This window comes from Azospirillum himalayense (assembly GCF_042657465.1).
GTDB classification, from domain to species: domain Bacteria; phylum Pseudomonadota; class Alphaproteobacteria; order Azospirillales; family Azospirillaceae; genus Azospirillum; species Azospirillum himalayense.
In genome coordinates this window covers 219,026-236,904 of record NZ_JBHSLC010000011.1, presented here as the reverse complement: position 1 = coordinate 236,904, position 17,879 = coordinate 219,026, and the positions used below count along the sequence as shown (strand labels likewise).

Sequence of the window (17,879 nt, the reverse complement as noted above, 5' to 3'; positions counted from 1 at the left end):
GTACCGAAGATTGGTCGGGGTCGACGACTGTGGCTGTCCATCTCTTGTTTTCTTGGCGCGGGACCGGATCGCGCGTCCGGACGCCCGCCAATCATGCGGTGACGTTGGTTCTGATCTATCCCTGGAATTGAAGCCGGTCAAGCGCGCGGCGGCGTTTCTCGGCGATCATTGCAGAGCTTTCATGTTTTCCGCCCTTCGCCGTCGGAGCGAGGGCTGCGCCTCCGGATGCAGATCGTCGAGGGCGTGTCAAAGTGTCGCAGAAGCCCGCAACCGGCCAGCGATCCGAGAACCTTTCGCAACAAGGCGTTATGGTTCAAATAACCACAATCCATTTGTGACTTAACGATCTCGGGACCCTATGGCCAACATTCACGACCCCGCCCTGTTCCTCGCCCACGCCTGCGCGCTGGAGGAGGACGCCGCCAACCGTTTCGCCGACCTGTCGGAGGCCATGAAGACCTACGGCAACGCGGACGTCGCGGCCTTCTTCGCCAAGATGGCCGAGTTCTCGCGCCTGCATCTGGCGGACGCCCGCAAGCGCTCCGCTTTCCGCGATGTGCCGGCGCTCGCCCCGGAAGACTTCCAGTGGCCGGACGACGAGAGCCCGGAAGCGGCCTCCATGGAAGGCTCGCACTATCTGATGACGGTGGATTACGCGCTGGAACTGGCGCTCGACAGCGAAAAGCGCGGGCACGCCTTCTACGCCGACGTGGCGGCCTCCACCACGGACCCGGAGGTCCGCATGATGGCCGAGGAGTTCGCCTCGGAAGAGGCGGAGCATGTGGCGGAGCTGGAGCGCTGGATCGAGCGCTTCCCCAAGAAGGGGTGAAGGCCGTTTCCCGCGGTTTCCGCCCTTGCGGGAACCGCGGGAAGGGCGAACGAGCGCCTTACTTGGACAGGTCGGCGTAGTCGTACTCGTACTTCTTGTCCGCCGGCTTGAAGGTCTTGAAGGCGGCGATGACGTCGTCCACCGACACGCCCGCCGGCACGTTGAGAATCTCGTACACGACCGAGCTGCCGCTGGTCGGGCCAACGTCGGCGTTGCGGTGAGCCTGGGAAATCAGGCCCTCGCCGGCCTTCTTGATCATGATCGAAGCCATATCCGTTCCGTCTCCTGTTACACGTCGCCCGACGCAGCAATATCCATATCGCGAATAAGGGTATGGGGCCAATGGATAAATTGCTGCGACGCGTCAGCGGCGGGTGATCCAGAGTGCGGTGACGTCGTCGTTCAGGTGTTCGCCATGGATCGCGGCGTGGCGGGCCATCAGGGCGGGCAGAGGGCGGTCGGGGGCCTCCGCCGCCGTCCGCTCGGCGAGACGGAGCAGGCCGTCCTCGCCCAGCATGGCGCCCTCGGCGTCCCGGGCTTCGCTCAGCCCGTCGGAATAGAGGAACAGGCTGTCGCCGCGCTGCAGCGGCACGCGCTGGTTCGTGTAGACCGAGTCCGGGAAGGCGCCCAGGAGCGGGCCGGAGGCGTCCAACGGCTGGAAGCCGCCGCTGTTTGCCAGGATGGGGCTGGGCGCGGCGGCGGCGGCGTAGAGCAGCGTGTCGTCGGCGCGGTCGATCACCCCGTAGAAGGCGGTGGCGAACTGGCCCAGCGGTAAAATCTCGCAGAGCCGCAGGTTCAATTGCCGCAGCAGGCGGGCGGGGTCGCGCACCTCCTCCGGCGGGGTGCGGGTGAGCAGCGTGTGCAGGCGGAAGGCGTTGATCGCCGCGGCGATGCCATGGCCCGACAGGTCGGCGGCGAAGATCCCGACGCGGGTCCCGTCGAACGCGAAGGCCGTCCAGAAATCGCCGCCGATTTCGTCCGACGCGCGGAAGACCGAATCCACGGTCAGCCCGTTCCGCTCGGCGAGGGCGGCCAGTTCCGCCGGTTCCGGGACCAGGGCGAGCTGCATGGCGCGGGCCTGCCGCAGGTCGCGCTCCACCCGCTCGTGGAAGGCGCGCAGCTCCTGCACCATGGACCGGCGCTCCAGATGGTAGCGCACGCGGGCGATGCATTCGCCGGGGTTGATCGGCTTGGCGATCAGGTCGGTCGCCCCGGCGCTGAAGCAGACCGTCCTCATCTGGTCGGAATGAAGCGCGCTCTGCATGAGGATCGGCAGGTCGCGCCAGCGCGGGTCGCCGCGCAGGCTGCGGCAGACTCCGATGCCGTCCATCCGCGGCATGGCGGCGTCGAGCAGCAGCAGGTCTGGGGCGAAGCTGTCCAGCCGCTCCATCACCTCCTCGGCGGAGGAGGCGAAGGCGACCTGGGTGATGCCGGCCCATTGCAGGAAGCGGGTCAGCGTCTTGCGGTTGAAGGCGCTGTCGTCGGCGATCAGCACCCGGCAGCCGCCGAGCGGGATGCCCAACTCCATCCCGTAGACCGACGCGCCGGCGCCGGGACGGGCGGGACGCGGCGGCCCGGCGTCGTCCGTTCCGGGCGGCAGCGTCATGGCGCGGGCGTGGCCCATCGCGTCCGTTCCCGCCGCGTCAGTCGGCGATGTTGAACATGGTGTGGAACTTGGCGATCGTGATCAGGCGCCGCACCTCGTCGCGGGCGCCGCGGATCGCGAAGTCCAGGTTGCGCCGCTGCGCGGTGTCGCGGGCGATGATGAACATGCCGAGGCCGGATGAGTCGACGAAGTCCAGCCGCGACAGGTCGAAGACCATCCGGTGGCCCGCCGGCCGCTCGAAGGTGGCGATGACGTCGCGGAAGGTGTCGTGGTCGGCAAAGGTCATACGCCCGCTCAGCACGATCTCGGTGCTGGCCGGGGCCTCGCGGACGGAGAAATCCATGGCGGCGCTCATCTGTGGTTCACCCGTGGCCGAAGAGAGGCGCATCCCGCCGCCGGTCGGATCCGGCGGGGACGCGGGCGCATTCTAGGGCGCCGGGAATTGCACTTTGATGACGCTGCCGTGTCGCCATTGGGTCATTTGGGCCGGGCCATCCGGCCGGGATGGGCAGACTTTATTGCAGCGCGGCCTCTTCCACCCGTGAATGCGACAGGCGTTCGGCGATTCCGCCGGCCAGCCATGCCGAATAGGCATCGCGACCATCCGACCCGAGCATGCCGCTGCGGCAGAAGGCCGATGTCTTGGCGGGCTTGGGGAGCGCCGAGTCGGGGAAGCGCCACAGCGGCAGGTCGACCTGCCCACGGAGCCGGTCGAGCGCCGCCGGCCGGTAGCCATTGCCTGCGCCGTATAGCCGCTCTTCCACCGCCGTCGGGCGGGGCGGAAGCAGGAGGGCGATCCCGATCCCGGCGGCGCGCGCCTGATCGGCGAAGCGGCGCACCCGCTCGAAGGCCGGCGAGTCGTCGTTCATCCGGACGGCGGCGTTGCGGGTCTCGACCCAGCGGTCGGCGGCCGTGTCGGTCCAGCCTTGCGGGCCGACGGCACGGCACGGCTTGTCGTATTGCAGGGCACTCTGGTCGGGCAGGTAGGAACGACCGAGCATCGCCACCTCGGTCAGGTGCGAGCCATACCGGCGCAGGCCGGCGAGGTTGCTGCGCTCCGCGAACAGCAGGTCCACGTCCAGGAGGACCAGCGCCGGCTTCAGCTTCAGCACGTCGCCCAGCAACGGTTCGAAGTCCTCGAACCGGGCGTGGTCGTGGACGATGCGAAGGAAATGCAGGCTTTCCACCTCGTGCTTCGCCGCCAGCGCGGCCATGCCCGTCTCGTCCAGGGTGGCGTGGCGCAGCGCCGAGTCGCCCAGCGCCACCACCACGACGGGCGACAGGTCCCGCGCCGCCCGTTCCGCCGTGGCGGCGATGCGGTTGCTGTTGTACCAGGCGAAAGGCCGGTCGTGGAGGCTGTAGCCGGTCCAGAAGGCCCCCGCCGTCCCGGCCGCGAACAGGGCGGGGATGACCACCAGAAGGGTGATCCACAACCGCCGCGGTCTCGCTTGCGGCCCGGTCCTTTCCTTCCGGTGCTTTTGCGGTTCAACAGGCCCGGCCATGGTCCCTCTGCTCCTTCCAGCGGTGCGCCCAAGCGATGCGCCCCAGCGATGCGCCCAAGCGATGCGCGGCGTCCGGTGACACAAACACTCCGGGAGGGGGCAGGGTCCCGCGTGTCGTTGTGTTTTCCTATGACGAAGGGGGAGTCCGTCCGGATCGTGCCGGAGTAGCCGGATACGGGCGCTTTCGTGTAGTCTTGCGCGAAAGGCGAGGCACGCATCGAGGAACAGGATGAGCACCGAAATCCGCACCTTCACGATCCCCGACGCGAGCGCGGACGAGGCCCAGGAGCACCTCTCCTCCTTTTTGCGCACGGTCGAGGTGCAGCGCATCGACACCGCCTATGCCGACGGTGGCTGGCGTGTTCTCGTCCTTTACAAGGACCTGAAGCGCAAGGAGGAATCCCTTCAGATCGAAGCCGCGATCAACGCCGCCCTCAACGGGTGGCGGGACCGTAAGGCGGCCGGTGAAGGGCTGCCGCGCGATGCCGTCCTGGCGGACGAGCTGGTGCCGGAAATTGCCCGCTTCGCCCCCACGACGGAACGCGAGCTGTCCATCATCGTCGGCGCGCGTGATCTCGACGTCAGCCATTATGGCGGGGAAATCGTGCAGGTTGTCCGGGCGACCCTGGACGAGCTGATCGACTGACGAATCCGCTCTGCGGAAGAGCATAGGCTGAAGGGCCAAGCGGCCGATTTTGCTGTGCCGAAAGAGAAGCCGGACCCGCCGTAAGCCCGATTCCAGACGCGTCCACGCTGTGCCAGCATACCTGTGTAATTTGCGGCAATGCAGCATGGCGGGGGCCATGGACGGGACATCCGGATCGAGAGGGGGCGCTCCCGATTACCGCGCGATGGCGCGGGAGTTGGAGGCGTTCAGCCGTCAGGCGGCGGAGCGCGCGGCGGCCACCGGCGACGGCAGCATGGGCGCTCTGGCGCAGCGGCTGGGGCGCCACGCCGAACAGATCCGGCACGATCTCGCCGAAGCCCCGATGCGCCGGTTCGGCTGGCGCCTAGGCCTTCTCCACCTTCAACAGGGTGCCCTCGGCGCCGACGATGCGGACGCGGGTGCCGGCGGGGAGGTCAGGTCCCTCGACGGTCCAAAGTCCGTCGCCGATCTGCGCCCGGCCCCGTCCGTTGACGATGGGGCCGTCCAGCGTGTGCAGCGTCCCGATGTATTGCGCCGTCCGGCGGTTCAGATGCGGCGTGTGCGTCGTATGCGCTGACCCGCGGGACAGGAAGCGGGTTCCCGCCAGCGCGGCGATGGCGAGCAGGGCGAACAGCAGGCCCTGATGCTCCCACGGCAGGGACGGCCAGACCAGAAGCACGAAGCCGACCAGTGCGGCGGCCCCGCCCAGCCAGAGGAAAGCCGCCCCCGGCGCCACCGTTTCCAGCGCGCCCAGCAGCACGGCCAGAACCCACCAGTGCCAGAACTCGATCATCGCGGGGCCGCCTTCGGAATTTCGCCCAATCCTACGACTCCGGCGGCACCGGCGCATCGCTCCTCTTCGGCTCCTCGCGATTCCGTTCATCACGATTCCAGGGGCCGCGCGGAGCCTGCGGCGGAACGGACGCCGTTCCAGAATTCTGCGGCCGGTTCGGGAAGGCTTCGCGGGCGATTTCCGCGATGCCGCCGATGGCACCGATCACGTTGGCGGCCTCCAGCGGCATGAACAGCACCTTCTGGTTCGGCGCCGCAGCCACCGCGGTCAGGGCGTCCACGTAGCGTTGGGCGACGAAGTAGTTGATGGCCTGGGCGCTGCCCCCGGCGATGGCGTCGGAAACCAACCGGGTGGCCTCCGCCTCGGCCTGGGCGGAGCGCTCGCGCGCCTCGGCGTCGCGGAAGGCGGCCTCGCGCCGGCCCTCGGCCTGGAGGATGGCGGCCTGCTTGGCACCTTCCGCCCGCAGGATGGCCGCCTGACGCTGGCCCTCCGCTTCCAGGATGGAGGCGCGGCGGTCGCGTTCCGCCTTCATCTGGCGGGCCATGCTGTCCACGAGGTCGCGCGGCGGCTGGATGTCGCGGATCTCGATGCGCGTCACCTTGACGCCCCAGGGGCTGGTCGCCTCGTCCACCACGCCGAGCAGGCGGGCGTTGATCTGGTCGCGCTGCGACAGCAGTTCGTCCAGGTCCATCGAGCCCATGACCGTGCGGGTGTTGGTCATGGTCAGGTTCAGGATCGCCAACTCCAGGTTGTTGACCTCGTAGGAGGCCTTGGCGGCGTCGATCACCTGGAAGAAAACGACGCCGTCCGCCGTGACCATGGCGTTGTCGCGGGTGATGACCTCCTGCGAGGGCACGTCGAGCACCGTCTCCATCATGCTCTGCTTGCGCCCGATGCGGTCGACCAGCGGCAGGAGGAGATGCAGGCCGGGCTGGAGCGTACGGGTGTAGCGGCCGAACCGCTCCACCGTCCATTCCTGGCCCTGCGGCACGGTCCGCACGCCCAGCAGAACCAGCGCCAGCGCGAAGATCAGAAGCGCGATGACGAAGAGCGTCAGGCCGCTGAGCACCATCACCCCACCTCCCTTCCGGTCGTTCCCTTCCTTCGACCATGCCACGGCGGGGCCGCCCCGGCCAGAGCTTCAGCCCAGCAGGGCGCCGATCGGCTTCAGCGGCTCGTGCGCGTCGAACAGGATCTTCAGGATCGCCAGGATCGGCACCGCCAGCAGCGCGCCGGGGATGCCCCACATCCAGCCCCAGAACAGGATGGACACGAACACCGCGATGGGGTTCAGCGCCAGCCGCCGCCCGACGATCATCGGGGTCAGGAAGTTGCCCTCCAGCATCGTCAGCGCCACGAAGGTCAGCGGCGGCCCGAAGATGTGCAGGCCCCCGTCGAAGCTGAGCGCCGACACCAGGAACAGAACCGCCGTCATCACCGCCGGCCCGATGAAGGGGACGTAGTTGATGAGCCCGGCGAGCGTTCCCCACAGCCCCGCGTTGGGCACCCCCCACAGCCACATCGCCAGCGTCGTCGCGAGGCCGAGCCCGATGTTGATGACGGTGATGGTCGCCAGATAGGCGGCGATGTTCTGCTGCACCGTGGCGGCGACCATGGCGTAATGCACGCGGTCGTCCACGTCGCGCATCGTGCCGATCAGCGCCTCCAGGCTCTGCCGCCCGCGGGCCAGGAAGAAATAGAGCAGCACCTGGAGGATCACCACGTTGGCGATCACCGCCTCCGCCTGATGCAGCACCTGCTCGGCCAGCGACGGGCCGCGCACCACGACCTCCCGCGCAGCGCCGTTGCGGTCGGAGGCCATCTGCTCGATCTGGCGGGAGGCCTCGCGGGCGCGGTCGATCCCCTCGCGGATGTCGCCCAGCTTGAACTCCAGCTCATGGATCACGCGGGGCATGCGGTTGACCCATTCGGTGGCCGGGGCCGCCAGCGTGTAGATGGCCCCCAGCCCGGCGCCGAACACCGTGATCACCACCACCGCCGCGCCCAGCGCCTCCGGCAGGCCGAGCCGGTAGAGGCCGCGCACGCAGGGCCGCAGCAGAAGGCTCATGATCAGCGCCAGCATGATCGGCAGCAGCACGTCGCGCCCGAAATAGAGCGTGAACAGCAGCGCGATGACGAACAGCCCCACCACCGCCACCCGCACCGGGTCGCGGGGGTTCCGGGCCGGGGGCAGGGGCTCGGTCACCGGCTCCGGCGGCGGGGTGAGGGGCGGGTCGATCGTGCGGTCGCTCATCGGGGGCAGGCACTCCGGGAGTAGCGGGCCGGGAGGCGCTTGACGGCGCCGGACCCCCGCCCGATTTAGGGGTATTCCAGGACCGCGCCCACGCGGCCCCGCTTCGCGATGACCGGAGTTCCACGAGATGCGCAGCCCGTTCCCTTCGATAAACATCCGCCGCGGCCTGATGGTCCTGGCGCTATCCGTGCTGCCACCGATGGCCGCCTCCACCGCTGCTTTGGCCGAGGACGCCGTCGTCGGGCGCTTCTCCAACGACTGGACCGGCAACGGGCTTCAGGTGCAGGCGATCGAGGACCCGAAGGTAAAAGGCATCACCTGCCATCTGGTGGACTTCGACCGCAGCGTGCTCGACCGGCTGACCAAGGGGAACTGGTTCGAGGACCCGTCCAACGCCTCCATCGCCTGTCGGCGCACCGGGCCGCTGGTGATCGGCGACATCGAGCTGTCGCAGAAGGGCGAGGAGGTCTTCTCCGAGCGCAAGAGCCTGATCTTCAAGTCCATCGCCATTCGCCGCATCTACGACCGGGTGAACGACACGCTGATCTATGTGGTCTACAGCCGGCAGGTGAAGGACGCCTCGGCGAAGATGTCCATTTCCAGCGTGCCGCTGATCGATACGAACCCCCAGTGGGAAAAGGGTAAGCCTGCCGTGAAATGATCGGATGGCTTGCAATCGGGCGTGCGCGGAGCCATCATCAGGCTTGGGAGGCAGGGGCTCCTATCCCCCGCCTCCCGGCCCGATCACTGCCGGTTCAGAAGATCAAGGATCGCCTTGACGATCTGGAGAAGCAGGATCAGGAGACTGAGGATTTCCTTCATCCTCCAGGCCTCCTTGTTGAGCGGCGGGGTGGTGGCCACCCACCACCCGTCCGCGCCTCCACCTCACACGGCGTGAGGGACGGACGCAACGGAAACTCCACACATGCGTGTGCGGCGGATTGGCCGGCTGGCCCGGGGGCAATTCCTCAGATCTTGCCGCGGCGGGACCGCCACTTGCGCCACAGCAGATAGAAGCCGGGCGCCAGCGTCACGATCAGGATGATGCGCACCATGTGGTGGGTGGCGACCAGCGCCACGTCGATGTTCAGCGCCAGCGCGACCAGCGTCATCTCGGCCAGCCCGCCCGGCGCGAAGGCGAGGATCAGCGCGGCCAGCCCCAACCCCGTCGCCTCGTCGACCATCCAGGCCGCCGCCGTGGCGACTAGCAGCATCAGCCCGGTGAGGCCCAGCGCGGTCAGCCCGTCGCGCCCGATGCGGCGGATGTTCAACCCGGTGAAGCGGCAGCCCAGCGACGCCCCGATCACCACCTGGGCCGCGGCGACCAGAACGCCCGGCGGCTTGCCCTCGGTCAGCCCGGCGAGGTGGATCGCGGCGGACAGCAGCATTGGTCCGACGATCTGGGCGGCGGGGATGCGCAGCAGCTTCGCCAGGGGATAGCCCAGCGCGCAGGCGGACAGCAGCGCCACGTCCAGCGGGGCGAGCGACAGCAGGGGCGGGCCGAGCGTGCCGCGCCGCGCCGGGTCGTACAGCCCCAGCGCCTGGAAGGCGAAAGGGATGACCAGCACGACCAGCATCACCCGCAGCGCGTGGGACAGCGCCATGGTCCGGCTGTCGCCGCCCATCTGGGTGCCGACCATGACCATTTCGTTCAGCCCGCCGGGGGTGGCGGTGAAGAAGGCGGTCGGCGGGTCCAGCCGAGCCACGCGGCGCAGATACTGCACCCCAAGCGTGGTCGCCAGCACGAGATAGACGGCCAGGGCGCTCAGCGACAGGCTCCATTCACCGAGCCGCCCCAGGATGTCCGGGGTGAAGCCGCTGCCCAGCATCACGCCGAGGATCATGATCATGGCGTTGCGCAGCGGCTTCGGCACATGCAGCGCGACACCGGCCATGGCGGCGACGGTGGTGGCGGTCATGGCGCCGATCATCCAAGCCAGCGGCAGATGGAAATAGCTGAACAGCGCGCCTCCCGCCGTCCCCAGCGCGAGGGCGAGCGCGAAGGGCCGGAGCCCCGGTCCGATGGTCATGCCGTTCGTTGTGTCCGGTTCAAGGAACGATCCGCCCCAGCCGGACGGCGGTCTGCCCGGTTTTGGGTCGCCGCGCCGGCATGATCAGCACGCAGTCGTCGTAAGGCGTCACGATCGGGCGGCTGCCGTCATGGCCCAGAACCGTTCCGGCGCGGGGAATGATCTCCATCCCCACATAGGGCTGGTCGAAGAAGAAGTCGTCGGTTTCCGCGGTCACCGCCTCGGTCACCTCGACGGTGCGCAGCGGATCGGGGTGGCGGCGGATGTGGCGATCGGCCAGCGACGGGTCGATCATCTCCTGGGCGAGCAGGAAGCGCATGGCGCTCTCCAGGGCGACCAGCGCCGTCTCATCCCGCCAGTGCTGGCCGCATTCGACCAGGATGGCGGTGCGCCGCCCGTCCGCCGCGGCGAAGTCGGCGTAGTCGATCACCCGCCGCCCCGCCGCGTGCCCCTCGTCGGCGACGATCCAGGCCGGGTGGCCGAGCCGGCGGGCCAGGGCGCGCGCGCGGTCGGTCCGCCCGCACAGCGTCAGCGGCGGCGTGTCCGCCGTCATGGAGTGCAGGTCGAGGATGACGTCCGCAGCGTCGAACACCGGGCGGAGTTGCCGGGCGCGGCGCAACTCCGCGCTGTCGCGCGGGCCGTCCAGCACCTCCGGCGACCAGACGCGGTTCATGTCCTCGTCGACGAAGCGGGAGGCGTAGGGGCGCTCGGCGTCGAAGCCGTGATAGGCGGCGGTGTTGGCGAAGGCCAGGGTCAGCCGCCCGCGGGTGGGCCGGATGCCCATCCGGAACAACCGGTCCATCGCCACCGCGCCACTGATCTCGTTGCCGTGGATCAGCGACACGATGACGGCGTGTGGGCCGGGGCGCCCGGACTCCAGCGTCGTGACATGGTCGATGCCGGTGTTGCCACGGCGGTAGGGGCCGATGTCCGGCGGCGTCAATTCGATCGGTGACAGGGATTCGGTCAAGCGGATGTCGCCTTTGCGGGTCTGGCCGGTGCCGGACGCTTTCGCCGAACGGTCAGTATGGCGGAGAGTCCGGCGGTGCGCCAGTCCCGCCATGCCCATGCGTCCATCATGTCCTTTGCCTTACCGGTGTATGACGGTTTTTGGTCGACGGGCACCCGGCCATCGTCTATACCCGAATCCATCCGCCGCAGCGCCATGCCATGCCCTTCGGGTAGGCACCGTGGCGCGTTCGAGCCGTTGGTACACCGGGGTCAGCCATGAGTTTCGTGATCGAGGACGTGCTCGTCCGCAACGATCCGATCGTCCCGCGCCTGCCGGTGTTCTTCGATTCACCGCACAGCGGCACCGTCTATCCACGCGATTTCGCCTTCGTCTGCCCGCTCTCGACCTTGCGGCAGGCCGAGGACACCCATGTGGACGAGCTGTTCGCCCACGCCCCGGAACACGGCGCGACGCTGCTCTGCGCCCTCTTCCCGCGCACCTACATCGACGCGAACCGGGCCATCGACGACATCGACCCGGCGCTTCTCGACGGGCGCTGGCCGGATCCGCTGCGCCCGACGGAGAAGAGCGCCGCCGGCATGGGGCTGATCCGCACGCTGTGCCGTCCGGGGATGCCGCTCTACGACGGGCGGCTGTCGGTGGCCGAGGTGGCGGAGCGCATCGACCGCTACTACCGGCCCTATCATTTCCAGGTGTCCAGCGTGATGGACGATCTGGCCGCACGGTTCGGCGCCGTCTGGCACGTCGACTGCCATTCGATGCCCTCCGCGGTCGGGCCGGGGGCGGCGCACAAGCTGGGGATGGATTTCGTGCTGGGCGACCGCGACGGCACCACCTGCGAGCCGGGCTTCACCGCCCTGGTCGAGCAGGTGCTGACCGGGCTCGGCTACAAGGTCACGCGGAACCATCCCTTCAAGGGGGTCGAGCTGGTGTCCCGCCATTCCAACCCGGCGCGGGGCCGCCATTCCCTTCAACTTGAGATCAACCGCCGGCTCTACATGAACGAGGAGACGCTGGAGCGGAACGAGGGCTTCGCCCGGCTCCAGGCCGACCTGTCCACGCTGACCCGCCGCATCTGCGCCCACGCGCAGGCCAGCACCGCACGCCGCGCCGCCGAGTAACGGCCGGGTCAAGGAGGCCGGGCGGTTACGGCGAGAACTGCTCCTTCAGGATCCGCTCCTCGAAGTTCAGCTCCGGGTCGAACAGCAGGGTCAGCGTGACGTCGCGGGCCTCCTCCACGTCGACGCGGATGACTTCGCGCACCTCGGTCGAGTCGGCCACGGCGCTGACCGGGCGCTTGACCTCCTCCAGGATGTCCACGGTGATCTTGGAACTGTGGGGCAGCAGTGCCCCGCGCCAGCGCCGCGGCCGGAAGGAACTGATGGGCGTCAGCGCCAGCACCCCCGCGCCCAACGGGATGATCGGGCCGTGGGCCGACAGGTTGTAGGCGGTGCTGCCGGCGGGCGTGGCGACCAGCACGCCATCGCAGATCAATTCCGGCAGGCGGACCACCCCGTCCACGGTGATGCGCAGTTTCGAGGCTTGCCGCGTCTCGCGCAGCATCGACACCTCGTTGATGCCCAGCGCCTCCACCTGCTCGCCGTTGCAGCGGGTGGCCCTCATGCGCAGGGGATGCAGCTTGACGCTCTGGGCGCTGGCCAGCCGCTCGGCCAGCTCGTCCTCGCGGAAGACGTTCAGCAGGAAACCGACCGATCCCCGGTTCATGCCATAGACCGGCGGCGGGTTCTGCCCGTCGCGCTTCAGCGCGCGGTGCAGCGTCTCCAACAGGAAGCCGTCACCACCCAGCGCCACGATGACGTCGGCGTCCTCCAGCGGCGCGTTGCCGTAACGGTGGACCAGCCGGGTGCGCGCCCGCATGGCCTCTTCCGTGTTCGCCGCGCAGAAGGCGATGCGGAGGTCGGCGGGCTTGCGGGCCGAGGAATCGGGCGCCAGCGGGTCCAGGATCGGATCGGCAGGCAACTTGGCGGCGGTTTCGGTCATGTCCGGAGGACCATAGCGCAGGATGCCCGGTTGCAGAAGGCCGCTTCGGTCGAAGGGTGGGGCTGCCGCCGGAAAGACCTCTCTCTCACGACCCTCACCCGCCCGCGGTGCGGGCACCCTCTCCCGGGGCGGGAGAGGGATTGGAGGCAGCGCCGGAGTGGCCCGTCATCCCCCGGTCACGCTCATGTGGCGGGGGACCGCCGGGCCTTGGTGGCGGCGGTCGATGATGAAGTCATGGCCCTTGGGCTTGCGGGCGATGGCGTCGCGCACCGCCTGAACCAGCAGCCCGTCGTCGTCGCTGAGGCGCAGCGGGGTGCGCAGGTCGGCGGCGTCCTCCTGGCCCAGGCACATGTAGAGGGTGCCGGTGCAGGTCAGCCGCACGCGGTTGCAGCTTTCGCAGAAATTGTGGGTCAGCGGCGTGATGAAGCCGATGCGCCCGCCGGTCTCGGCCACCCGGACGTAGCGGGCCGGGCCGCCGGTGCGGTAGTCGATCTCGTCCAGGGTCCAGCGCTTGGCCAGCTCCGCCCGGACGAGGCTGAGCGGCAGATACTGGTCGAGCCGCGCCTCGTCGCCGATCTCGCCCATCGGCATGACCTCGATGAAGGTCAGGTCGAAGCCCTGCTCGCCGCACCAGCCGACCAGCCGGTGGAATTCGTCGTCGTTCACGCCCTTCAGCGCCACCGTGTTGATCTTGACCTGGAGCCCCGCCTCCTTGGCGGCCTGGAGCCCGCCCAGCACCTTGTCCAGCCGGCCCCAGCGGGTGATCGCCTGGAACTTGTGGGGGTCCAGCGTGTCCAGCGACACGTTGATCCGGCGCACCCCGGCCTCCACCAGATCGCCGGCGTACTTGAACAGCATGTTGCCGTTGGTGGTCAGCGTCAGCTCGTCCAGGTCGCCGGCCTTCACGTGGCGGCCCAGGCTGTGGATCAGCTCGTGGATGCCCTTGCGGACCAGCGGCTCACCGCCGGTCAGGCGCAGCTTGCGGGTGCCCAGCTTGACGAAGGCGGAGCAGACGCGGTCGATCTCCTCCAGCGTCAGCACCTCCGCCTTGGGCAGGAAGCTCATGTCCTCCGCCATGCAGTAGACGCAACGGAGGTCGCAGCGGTCGGTGACGGACACGCGCAGATAGCTGACGGTCCGCCCGAAAGGATCGACGAGCGGGGCGGCGGCGGTCGGCGGAACGGTCGTCATCGTCAGGCTTCTCCCCAGGGGGGTCCGTGTCATGCGGTCCGGATCGCGATTATGACGCCGAATCCGGTTCTGATATATAGGTTTGCGTTGCGGCTTTTTCGCCACCTGGAATTTCGGGGGCAGGAAACCACGGTCCGCGGCGCCGGAGCTTGACGGGGATCAAGTCGCGGCACCGTGGACCGTGGGAGGCCCGGCCGGTCAGTGGACGCTGCCGCCATCCGGGCCGCGGTCCTTGCCGTTTTGGGCCAGTTCCCGCTCGCGCAGATAGTCCTCGGTCGTGCGCGGCGCGCGCGGGGCGCCCAGCGCGAAGGGCGAGTCGCCCCGCTCGAACTGGTCGACGACGCGGCAGTCGCCGCACATGCGCATGCGGTCGGCGGCCTCCGGCGTGGCGAACATGGCGTGCCGCCCGGCCAGCACCGCCACGATCTTGTCGATGGAGGACTTGGTGGCGAAGGGCTTGCCGCACTTGACGCAGCAGAAGGGCTCCTCCTCCTTCAGCACCTTGGCGCCGCGGGCGCTGTCGCGGAAATCGATCTCCGGGACCAGAGCGATGACCTTCTCCGGACAGGTGGTCTTGCACAGGCCGCACTGCACGCAGGCGTCCTGCGAGAAGGACAGCATGGGCTTGTCGGCGTTGTCGAGCAGCGCCCCGGTCGGGCAGGCGCCGACGCAGGACAGGCAGAGGGTGCAGCCCTCCACTGTCACCTGCACCCGGCCGAAGGGGGCGCCCGGCGGCAGCGGCAGAACCTCCACCGGCTCCGGCGCGACCTTGTGCAGGTGGCGCAGCGCCAGCATGGTGACGGTGCGCTTGCCGCCCATCGGCAGGAAGGTGCCGGGGGCGGGGGCGCCCTCGCGCGGCAGGTCCCACAGTTCGGCGGCCACCGCGTCGGGGTCCTGGGCGTCGATGATCGACACCCGGCCCGAGCCGTAGCCAAGCCCGGCCATCGCCGTCTCGGCCAGACCGATCTGGCTGGCCAGCCCGGCGATCTCGCCGGCGTTGCCCGGCCCGACCAGGACGCGCACCCGCGCAGCACCATAGGCGAGCGCCGCCGCGAACACGTCGAAGCCGAGCTGCGTCACCTCGTTCACCGCGAAGGGCAGGACGCGGGCCGGCAGGCCGCGCCCGTACCGCGCGATCAGCGAGATCATCTCGTCGCCGTGCCGCGGGTCGTGGACGAGCAGGACCGGCTCCGTCCCGCCGGCCTTGGCGTAGGAGGAGAGCAGCGTGCGCAGCCGCTCGTAGACCGTCTGGAGCGGCGGCAGGGCGTAGGTGCTGGCCCCCGTCGGGCAGACCGACGCGCAGGAGCCGCAGCCGGCGCAGATGTGCGGGTCGATCGCCACATGGTCGCCGTTCGGCGTGATGGCGCCGGTCGGGCAGACCTCCAGGCAGCGGGTGCAGCCGGTCTTGCGGCTGCGCGAATGGGCGCAGAGGTCGGCCTTGAAGTCGATGTAGCGCGGCTTCTCGAACTCGCCGACCAGATCGGCGGCCTCGAACACCGCCTTGGCGACGGCGGCGGGGCTGTCCGGGTCGGGGCGCAGGTAGCCGTCGCGCTTGCCGTGCGCCGGGAACAGCGGGGCGCCGCCGGTCAGGTCCACGATGACGTCGCAGCGCGAGGCGGCGCCGTGCCGCGGCGGCTCGAAGCCGAGGACGGCGCGCGAGGCCGGGATGGCCGGGGCGTAGTCGTCCACCACGATCTCGAAATTGCCGAGCCAGCCCTTGGCGGCGCGGATGGTGCCCTTGAAGACCGGAACGTCCATGACGCGCGGCGGGGCGACGTCCTTCGGGGACTTCAGCAACACGGTGACGTCCAGGCTGCCGGACAGCTGCCGGGCCACCTCGATGGCGCGCTCGTCGGTGCCGTAGACCAGCGCGGTGCCTTCCGAGGCCAGGGTGATCGTGCCGGTCGGCGGGATGTCCATGGCCGCCTCGGCCAGCAGGGCGGCGATCTTCGGCCCCGCCAGCGCGCCCTCTTCCGACCAGCCGGCGCGCTCGCGGATGTTGGTGAAGGCGAGCGCGGCGTCGGGCTTGTCCTGCGCCGCGACCTCCGCGAACAGCGGAGCCTCCTGGGTGCAGGCGACGAGCAGCGGGGCACCCTCCGCCACGCGCGCCTCGAACCGGTCGAGCTGGGTGCGGCAGAGCTGGGTGGCGACGGAAAGATCGCCCTCCGCCCCCGCCGCGGTCCCGCAGGCCCTGGTCAACGCCTTGCCGTCGAGCGCCATGCTGTGGGCGCAATCGCAGACGAGCACCGTCCGGCCGTTGATCTTCATCGCTTCAAACCCCTTGCCCTAAAGCCCTGATGCAAACCGCAGGTTCCATTTCTGTACATATCGGCTGGGTGGCATGGTTGCGACAGCAAAATGCGTGCGGCAGGATGGTGGCCTTATCCATCCTTCGGATTCACCCGGCCATGACCAGCGCCCCCACCGTCCGCGACGCCCGCATCGACGACGTTCCCGCCTTCCGGCGCATTTACGAACACCATGTCCTGCACGGCGTCGGCACCTTCGAGGAGGAGCCGCCCGACGCGGCGGAGCTGGAAACCCGCTTCCGCGCCATCACCGGCGCCGGGTTGCCGTGGCTGGTGGCGGAGCGCGACGGGGAGATCCTGGGCTACGCCTACGGCAGCGCCTATCACGTCCGCTCCGCCTACCGCTTCACCATCCAGGATTCCGTCTACGTCGCCGAGGAGGCGCGCGGCCAGGGCATCGGGCGCCTGCTGCTCCAGGCGCTGATCGACCGCTGCGTGGCGCAGGGCTACCGCCAGATGGTGGCGCTGGTCGGCGGGTCGGAGAACGCGGGCTCCATCGGACTGCACACCGCCTTGGGCTTCCGCACCTGCGGCGTGGTCGAGGCCGTGGGGTTGAAGTTCGGGCGCTGGCTGGATGTGGTCATGATGCAAAAGGATCTGGGCGCGGGCCGGTCGGACATACCGGAGGGCAAGGGGCCGGGCCAGCCGGTGGCGGTGCGTTAAAGCGGATTTCAATCCGCTTTGGACCGCGACGGCGGTCCCGGCCGCAAGTGCGGCCGAAGCCCGGCCGGCAAATTGAGGCGGTATGAATGTAAAGCGAATGGAAATTCGCTTTAGAGCCTGTTGAGAAGAAAGCTCAGTAAATCTTGGGTCCATACGCACTTGGGACACGAAGCCCACGTGCGCCGTTGATAAGGCATGCCATGTCGCCGCCTTGAGAGGTGATCGCATGCCGCCGGACCGTTATCCGACAGATTTGACCGACCAAGAGTGGGCGGTTGTCTCGAAGCTATTCACCAAGAGTGAGCATCGCGGAGCGCAACGAAAGCACGATTTGAGGCGCGTCATCGACGGATGCCTGTACGTCCTGCGTGGTGGCATCGCCTGGCGGATGATGCCCCACGATCTGCCACCCTGGACGGACGTGTACGATCACTTCCGCCGCTGGCGCAAAAACGGCAAGTGGGAACAGGTCAATGCGGCGCTGCGCGAGCAGTATCGAACCCGGCGCGGCCGCAAAGCGCAGCCGACCGCGGCCGCCATCGACAGCCAATCCGTGAAGACGACCGAGTCCGGCGGCCCGCGTGGCTATGATGGTGGCAAGAAGATCAGTGGACGCAAACGGCAAACTCTGGTCGATACGGAAGGCGACGTTCTGAAGGTGCGTGTGCATCCGGCCGATCTTCACGACAAAGCCGGAGGCATCCTCCTGCTGTCAGGCTTGCACCTGTGGTTTCCCGCGATCCAGCTCGTGTGGGCGGACACGCATTATCAGGGGCTGAAGACCTGGGCCAAAGATCGGCTCGGCTGGACCATCGAAGTCGTCAAGCACTGGTGGACCGGGGTTCAGGGCTTCTGGCTCGCCCCCGGCCAGGAGCCGCCAGAAATTCCCAAAGGATTCCATGTTCTGCCGCGCCGCTGGGTGGCGGAAAGGACATTCGCATGGCTTGGCAGACATCGCCGCTTGTCAAAGGACTACGAGCGTCTGCCGGAATCGGAGGAGACGTTCATTTACATGGCGATGAGCCATATTCTCGTGAAGCGGCTCGCGCGTCCACCGTCGCATTTGCACTGAATTTGCTCGA

Annotated in this window: 18 protein-coding genes; 6 read left to right on the top strand and 12 right to left on the bottom strand. The window is 68.8% G+C overall.

Annotation, left to right across the window (positions count from 1 at the left end; all coding sequences use genetic code 11):
* The first annotated feature begins 358 nt into the window (after positions 1-358).
* Complete coding sequence (locus tag ACFPMG_RS09935) at positions 359-829, top strand: ferritin-like domain-containing protein (protein ID WP_137103410.1); 471 nt, start codon at positions 359-361, stop codon at positions 827-829.
* 58 nt (positions 830-887) lie between these two features.
* Here the strand turns inward: ACFPMG_RS09935 and ACFPMG_RS09930 are convergent, their stop codons facing one another.
* From ACFPMG_RS09930 to ACFPMG_RS09915, 4 genes are all read right to left on the bottom strand, one after another.
* Complete coding sequence (locus ACFPMG_RS09930; protein WP_014241290.1) at positions 888-1,100, bottom strand: hypothetical protein; 213 nt, start codon at positions 1,098-1,100, stop codon at positions 888-890.
* Positions 1,101-1,193: 93 nt separating this feature from the next.
* Positions 1,194-2,453: a PP2C family protein-serine/threonine phosphatase gene (locus tag ACFPMG_RS09925; RefSeq protein ID WP_376994976.1), complete on the bottom strand. Its 1,260-nt coding sequence runs from the start codon at positions 2,451-2,453 to the stop codon at positions 1,194-1,196.
* A 19-nt stretch (positions 2,454-2,472) separates the two neighbouring features.
* Positions 2,473-2,790: an STAS domain-containing protein gene (locus ACFPMG_RS09920; RefSeq protein WP_353857840.1), complete on the bottom strand. Its 318-nt coding sequence runs from the start codon at positions 2,788-2,790 to the stop codon at positions 2,473-2,475.
* A 160-nt stretch (positions 2,791-2,950) separates the two neighbouring features.
* Positions 2,951-3,868, bottom strand: a complete 918-nt coding sequence (locus ACFPMG_RS09915) for a hypothetical protein (RefSeq protein ID WP_376994975.1) — start codon at positions 3,866-3,868, stop codon at positions 2,951-2,953.
* A 298-nt stretch (positions 3,869-4,166) separates the two neighbouring features.
* Between ACFPMG_RS09915 and ACFPMG_RS09910 the strand changes: the two genes are divergently transcribed.
* On the top strand, positions 4,167-4,583 hold the full coding sequence (locus tag ACFPMG_RS09910) for an HRDC domain-containing protein (protein ID WP_376994974.1): 417 nt from the start codon (positions 4,167-4,169) through the stop codon (positions 4,581-4,583).
* A gap of 364 nt (positions 4,584-4,947) precedes the next feature.
* Here the strand turns inward: ACFPMG_RS09910 and ACFPMG_RS09905 are convergent, their stop codons facing one another.
* The 3 genes from ACFPMG_RS09905 to ACFPMG_RS09895 form a co-directional block, all read right to left on the bottom strand.
* Positions 4,948-5,376: an NfeD family protein gene (locus ACFPMG_RS09905; RefSeq protein WP_145681475.1), complete on the bottom strand. Its 429-nt coding sequence runs from the start codon at positions 5,374-5,376 to the stop codon at positions 4,948-4,950.
* Between the two features lie 31 nt (positions 5,377-5,407).
* Entirely contained in the window at positions 5,408-6,448 is a 1,041-nt protein-coding gene (locus ACFPMG_RS09900; protein ID WP_376994973.1) for an SPFH domain-containing protein, read from the bottom strand.
* Between the two features lie 69 nt (positions 6,449-6,517).
* Positions 6,518-7,630 carry an AI-2E family transporter gene (locus ACFPMG_RS09895; RefSeq protein WP_376994972.1) on the bottom strand — a complete coding sequence of 371 codons (1,113 nt, stop codon included), beginning with the start codon at positions 7,628-7,630 and terminating at the stop codon, positions 6,518-6,520.
* 127 nt (positions 7,631-7,757) lie between these two features.
* Between ACFPMG_RS09895 and ACFPMG_RS09890 the strand changes: the two genes are divergently transcribed.
* Positions 7,758-8,291 (top strand): CreA family protein, encoded by a 534-nt coding sequence (locus ACFPMG_RS09890; RefSeq protein ID WP_376994971.1) that lies wholly within the window; start codon positions 7,758-7,760, stop codon positions 8,289-8,291.
* A 307-nt stretch (positions 8,292-8,598) separates the two neighbouring features.
* Here ACFPMG_RS09890 and ACFPMG_RS09885 read toward each other — a convergent pair whose 3' ends face one another.
* Both ACFPMG_RS09885 and ACFPMG_RS09880 read right to left on the bottom strand, forming a co-directional pair.
* Positions 8,599-9,660: an AbrB family transcriptional regulator gene (locus ACFPMG_RS09885; RefSeq protein ID WP_376994970.1), complete on the bottom strand. Its 1,062-nt coding sequence runs from the start codon at positions 9,658-9,660 to the stop codon at positions 8,599-8,601.
* 19 nt (positions 9,661-9,679) lie between these two features.
* Positions 9,680-10,723, bottom strand: a complete 1,044-nt coding sequence (locus tag ACFPMG_RS09880; protein ID WP_376994969.1) for a M14 family metallopeptidase — start codon at positions 10,721-10,723, stop codon at positions 9,680-9,682.
* Between the two features lie 164 nt (positions 10,724-10,887).
* On the opposite strand from ACFPMG_RS09880, the gene ACFPMG_RS09875 reads away from it, so the two are divergent.
* Positions 10,888-11,754 carry an N-formylglutamate amidohydrolase gene (locus ACFPMG_RS09875; RefSeq protein WP_376994968.1) on the top strand — a complete coding sequence of 289 codons (867 nt, stop codon included), beginning with the start codon at positions 10,888-10,890 and terminating at the stop codon, positions 11,752-11,754.
* 25 nt (positions 11,755-11,779) lie between these two features.
* Here the strand turns inward: ACFPMG_RS09875 and ACFPMG_RS09870 are convergent, their stop codons facing one another.
* The 3 genes from ACFPMG_RS09870 to ACFPMG_RS09860 form a co-directional block, all read right to left on the bottom strand.
* Entirely contained in the window at positions 11,780-12,634 is an 855-nt protein-coding gene (locus ACFPMG_RS09870) for an NAD kinase (RefSeq protein ID WP_376994967.1), read from the bottom strand.
* 165 nt (positions 12,635-12,799) lie between these two features.
* Positions 12,800-13,825, bottom strand: coding sequence for a GTP 3',8-cyclase MoaA (gene moaA, locus ACFPMG_RS09865; RefSeq protein ID WP_376994966.1), 1,026 nt, complete (start codon positions 13,823-13,825; stop codon positions 12,800-12,802).
* Positions 13,826-14,023: 198 nt separating this feature from the next.
* Positions 14,024-16,093, bottom strand: a complete 2,070-nt coding sequence (locus tag ACFPMG_RS09860; protein ID WP_376994965.1) for a 4Fe-4S binding protein — start codon at positions 16,091-16,093, stop codon at positions 14,024-14,026.
* 140 nt (positions 16,094-16,233) lie between these two features.
* Between ACFPMG_RS09860 and ACFPMG_RS09855 the strand changes: the two genes are divergently transcribed.
* Both ACFPMG_RS09855 and ACFPMG_RS09850 read left to right on the top strand, forming a co-directional pair.
* Positions 16,234-16,797 carry a GNAT family N-acetyltransferase gene (locus tag ACFPMG_RS09855; protein WP_376994964.1) on the top strand — a complete coding sequence of 188 codons (564 nt, stop codon included), beginning with the start codon at positions 16,234-16,236 and terminating at the stop codon, positions 16,795-16,797.
* Between the two features lie 226 nt (positions 16,798-17,023).
* Positions 17,024-17,869: an IS5 family transposase gene (locus ACFPMG_RS09850; protein WP_376994963.1), complete on the top strand. Its 846-nt coding sequence runs from the start codon at positions 17,024-17,026 to the stop codon at positions 17,867-17,869.
* Positions 17,870-17,879: the final 10 nt, after the last annotated feature.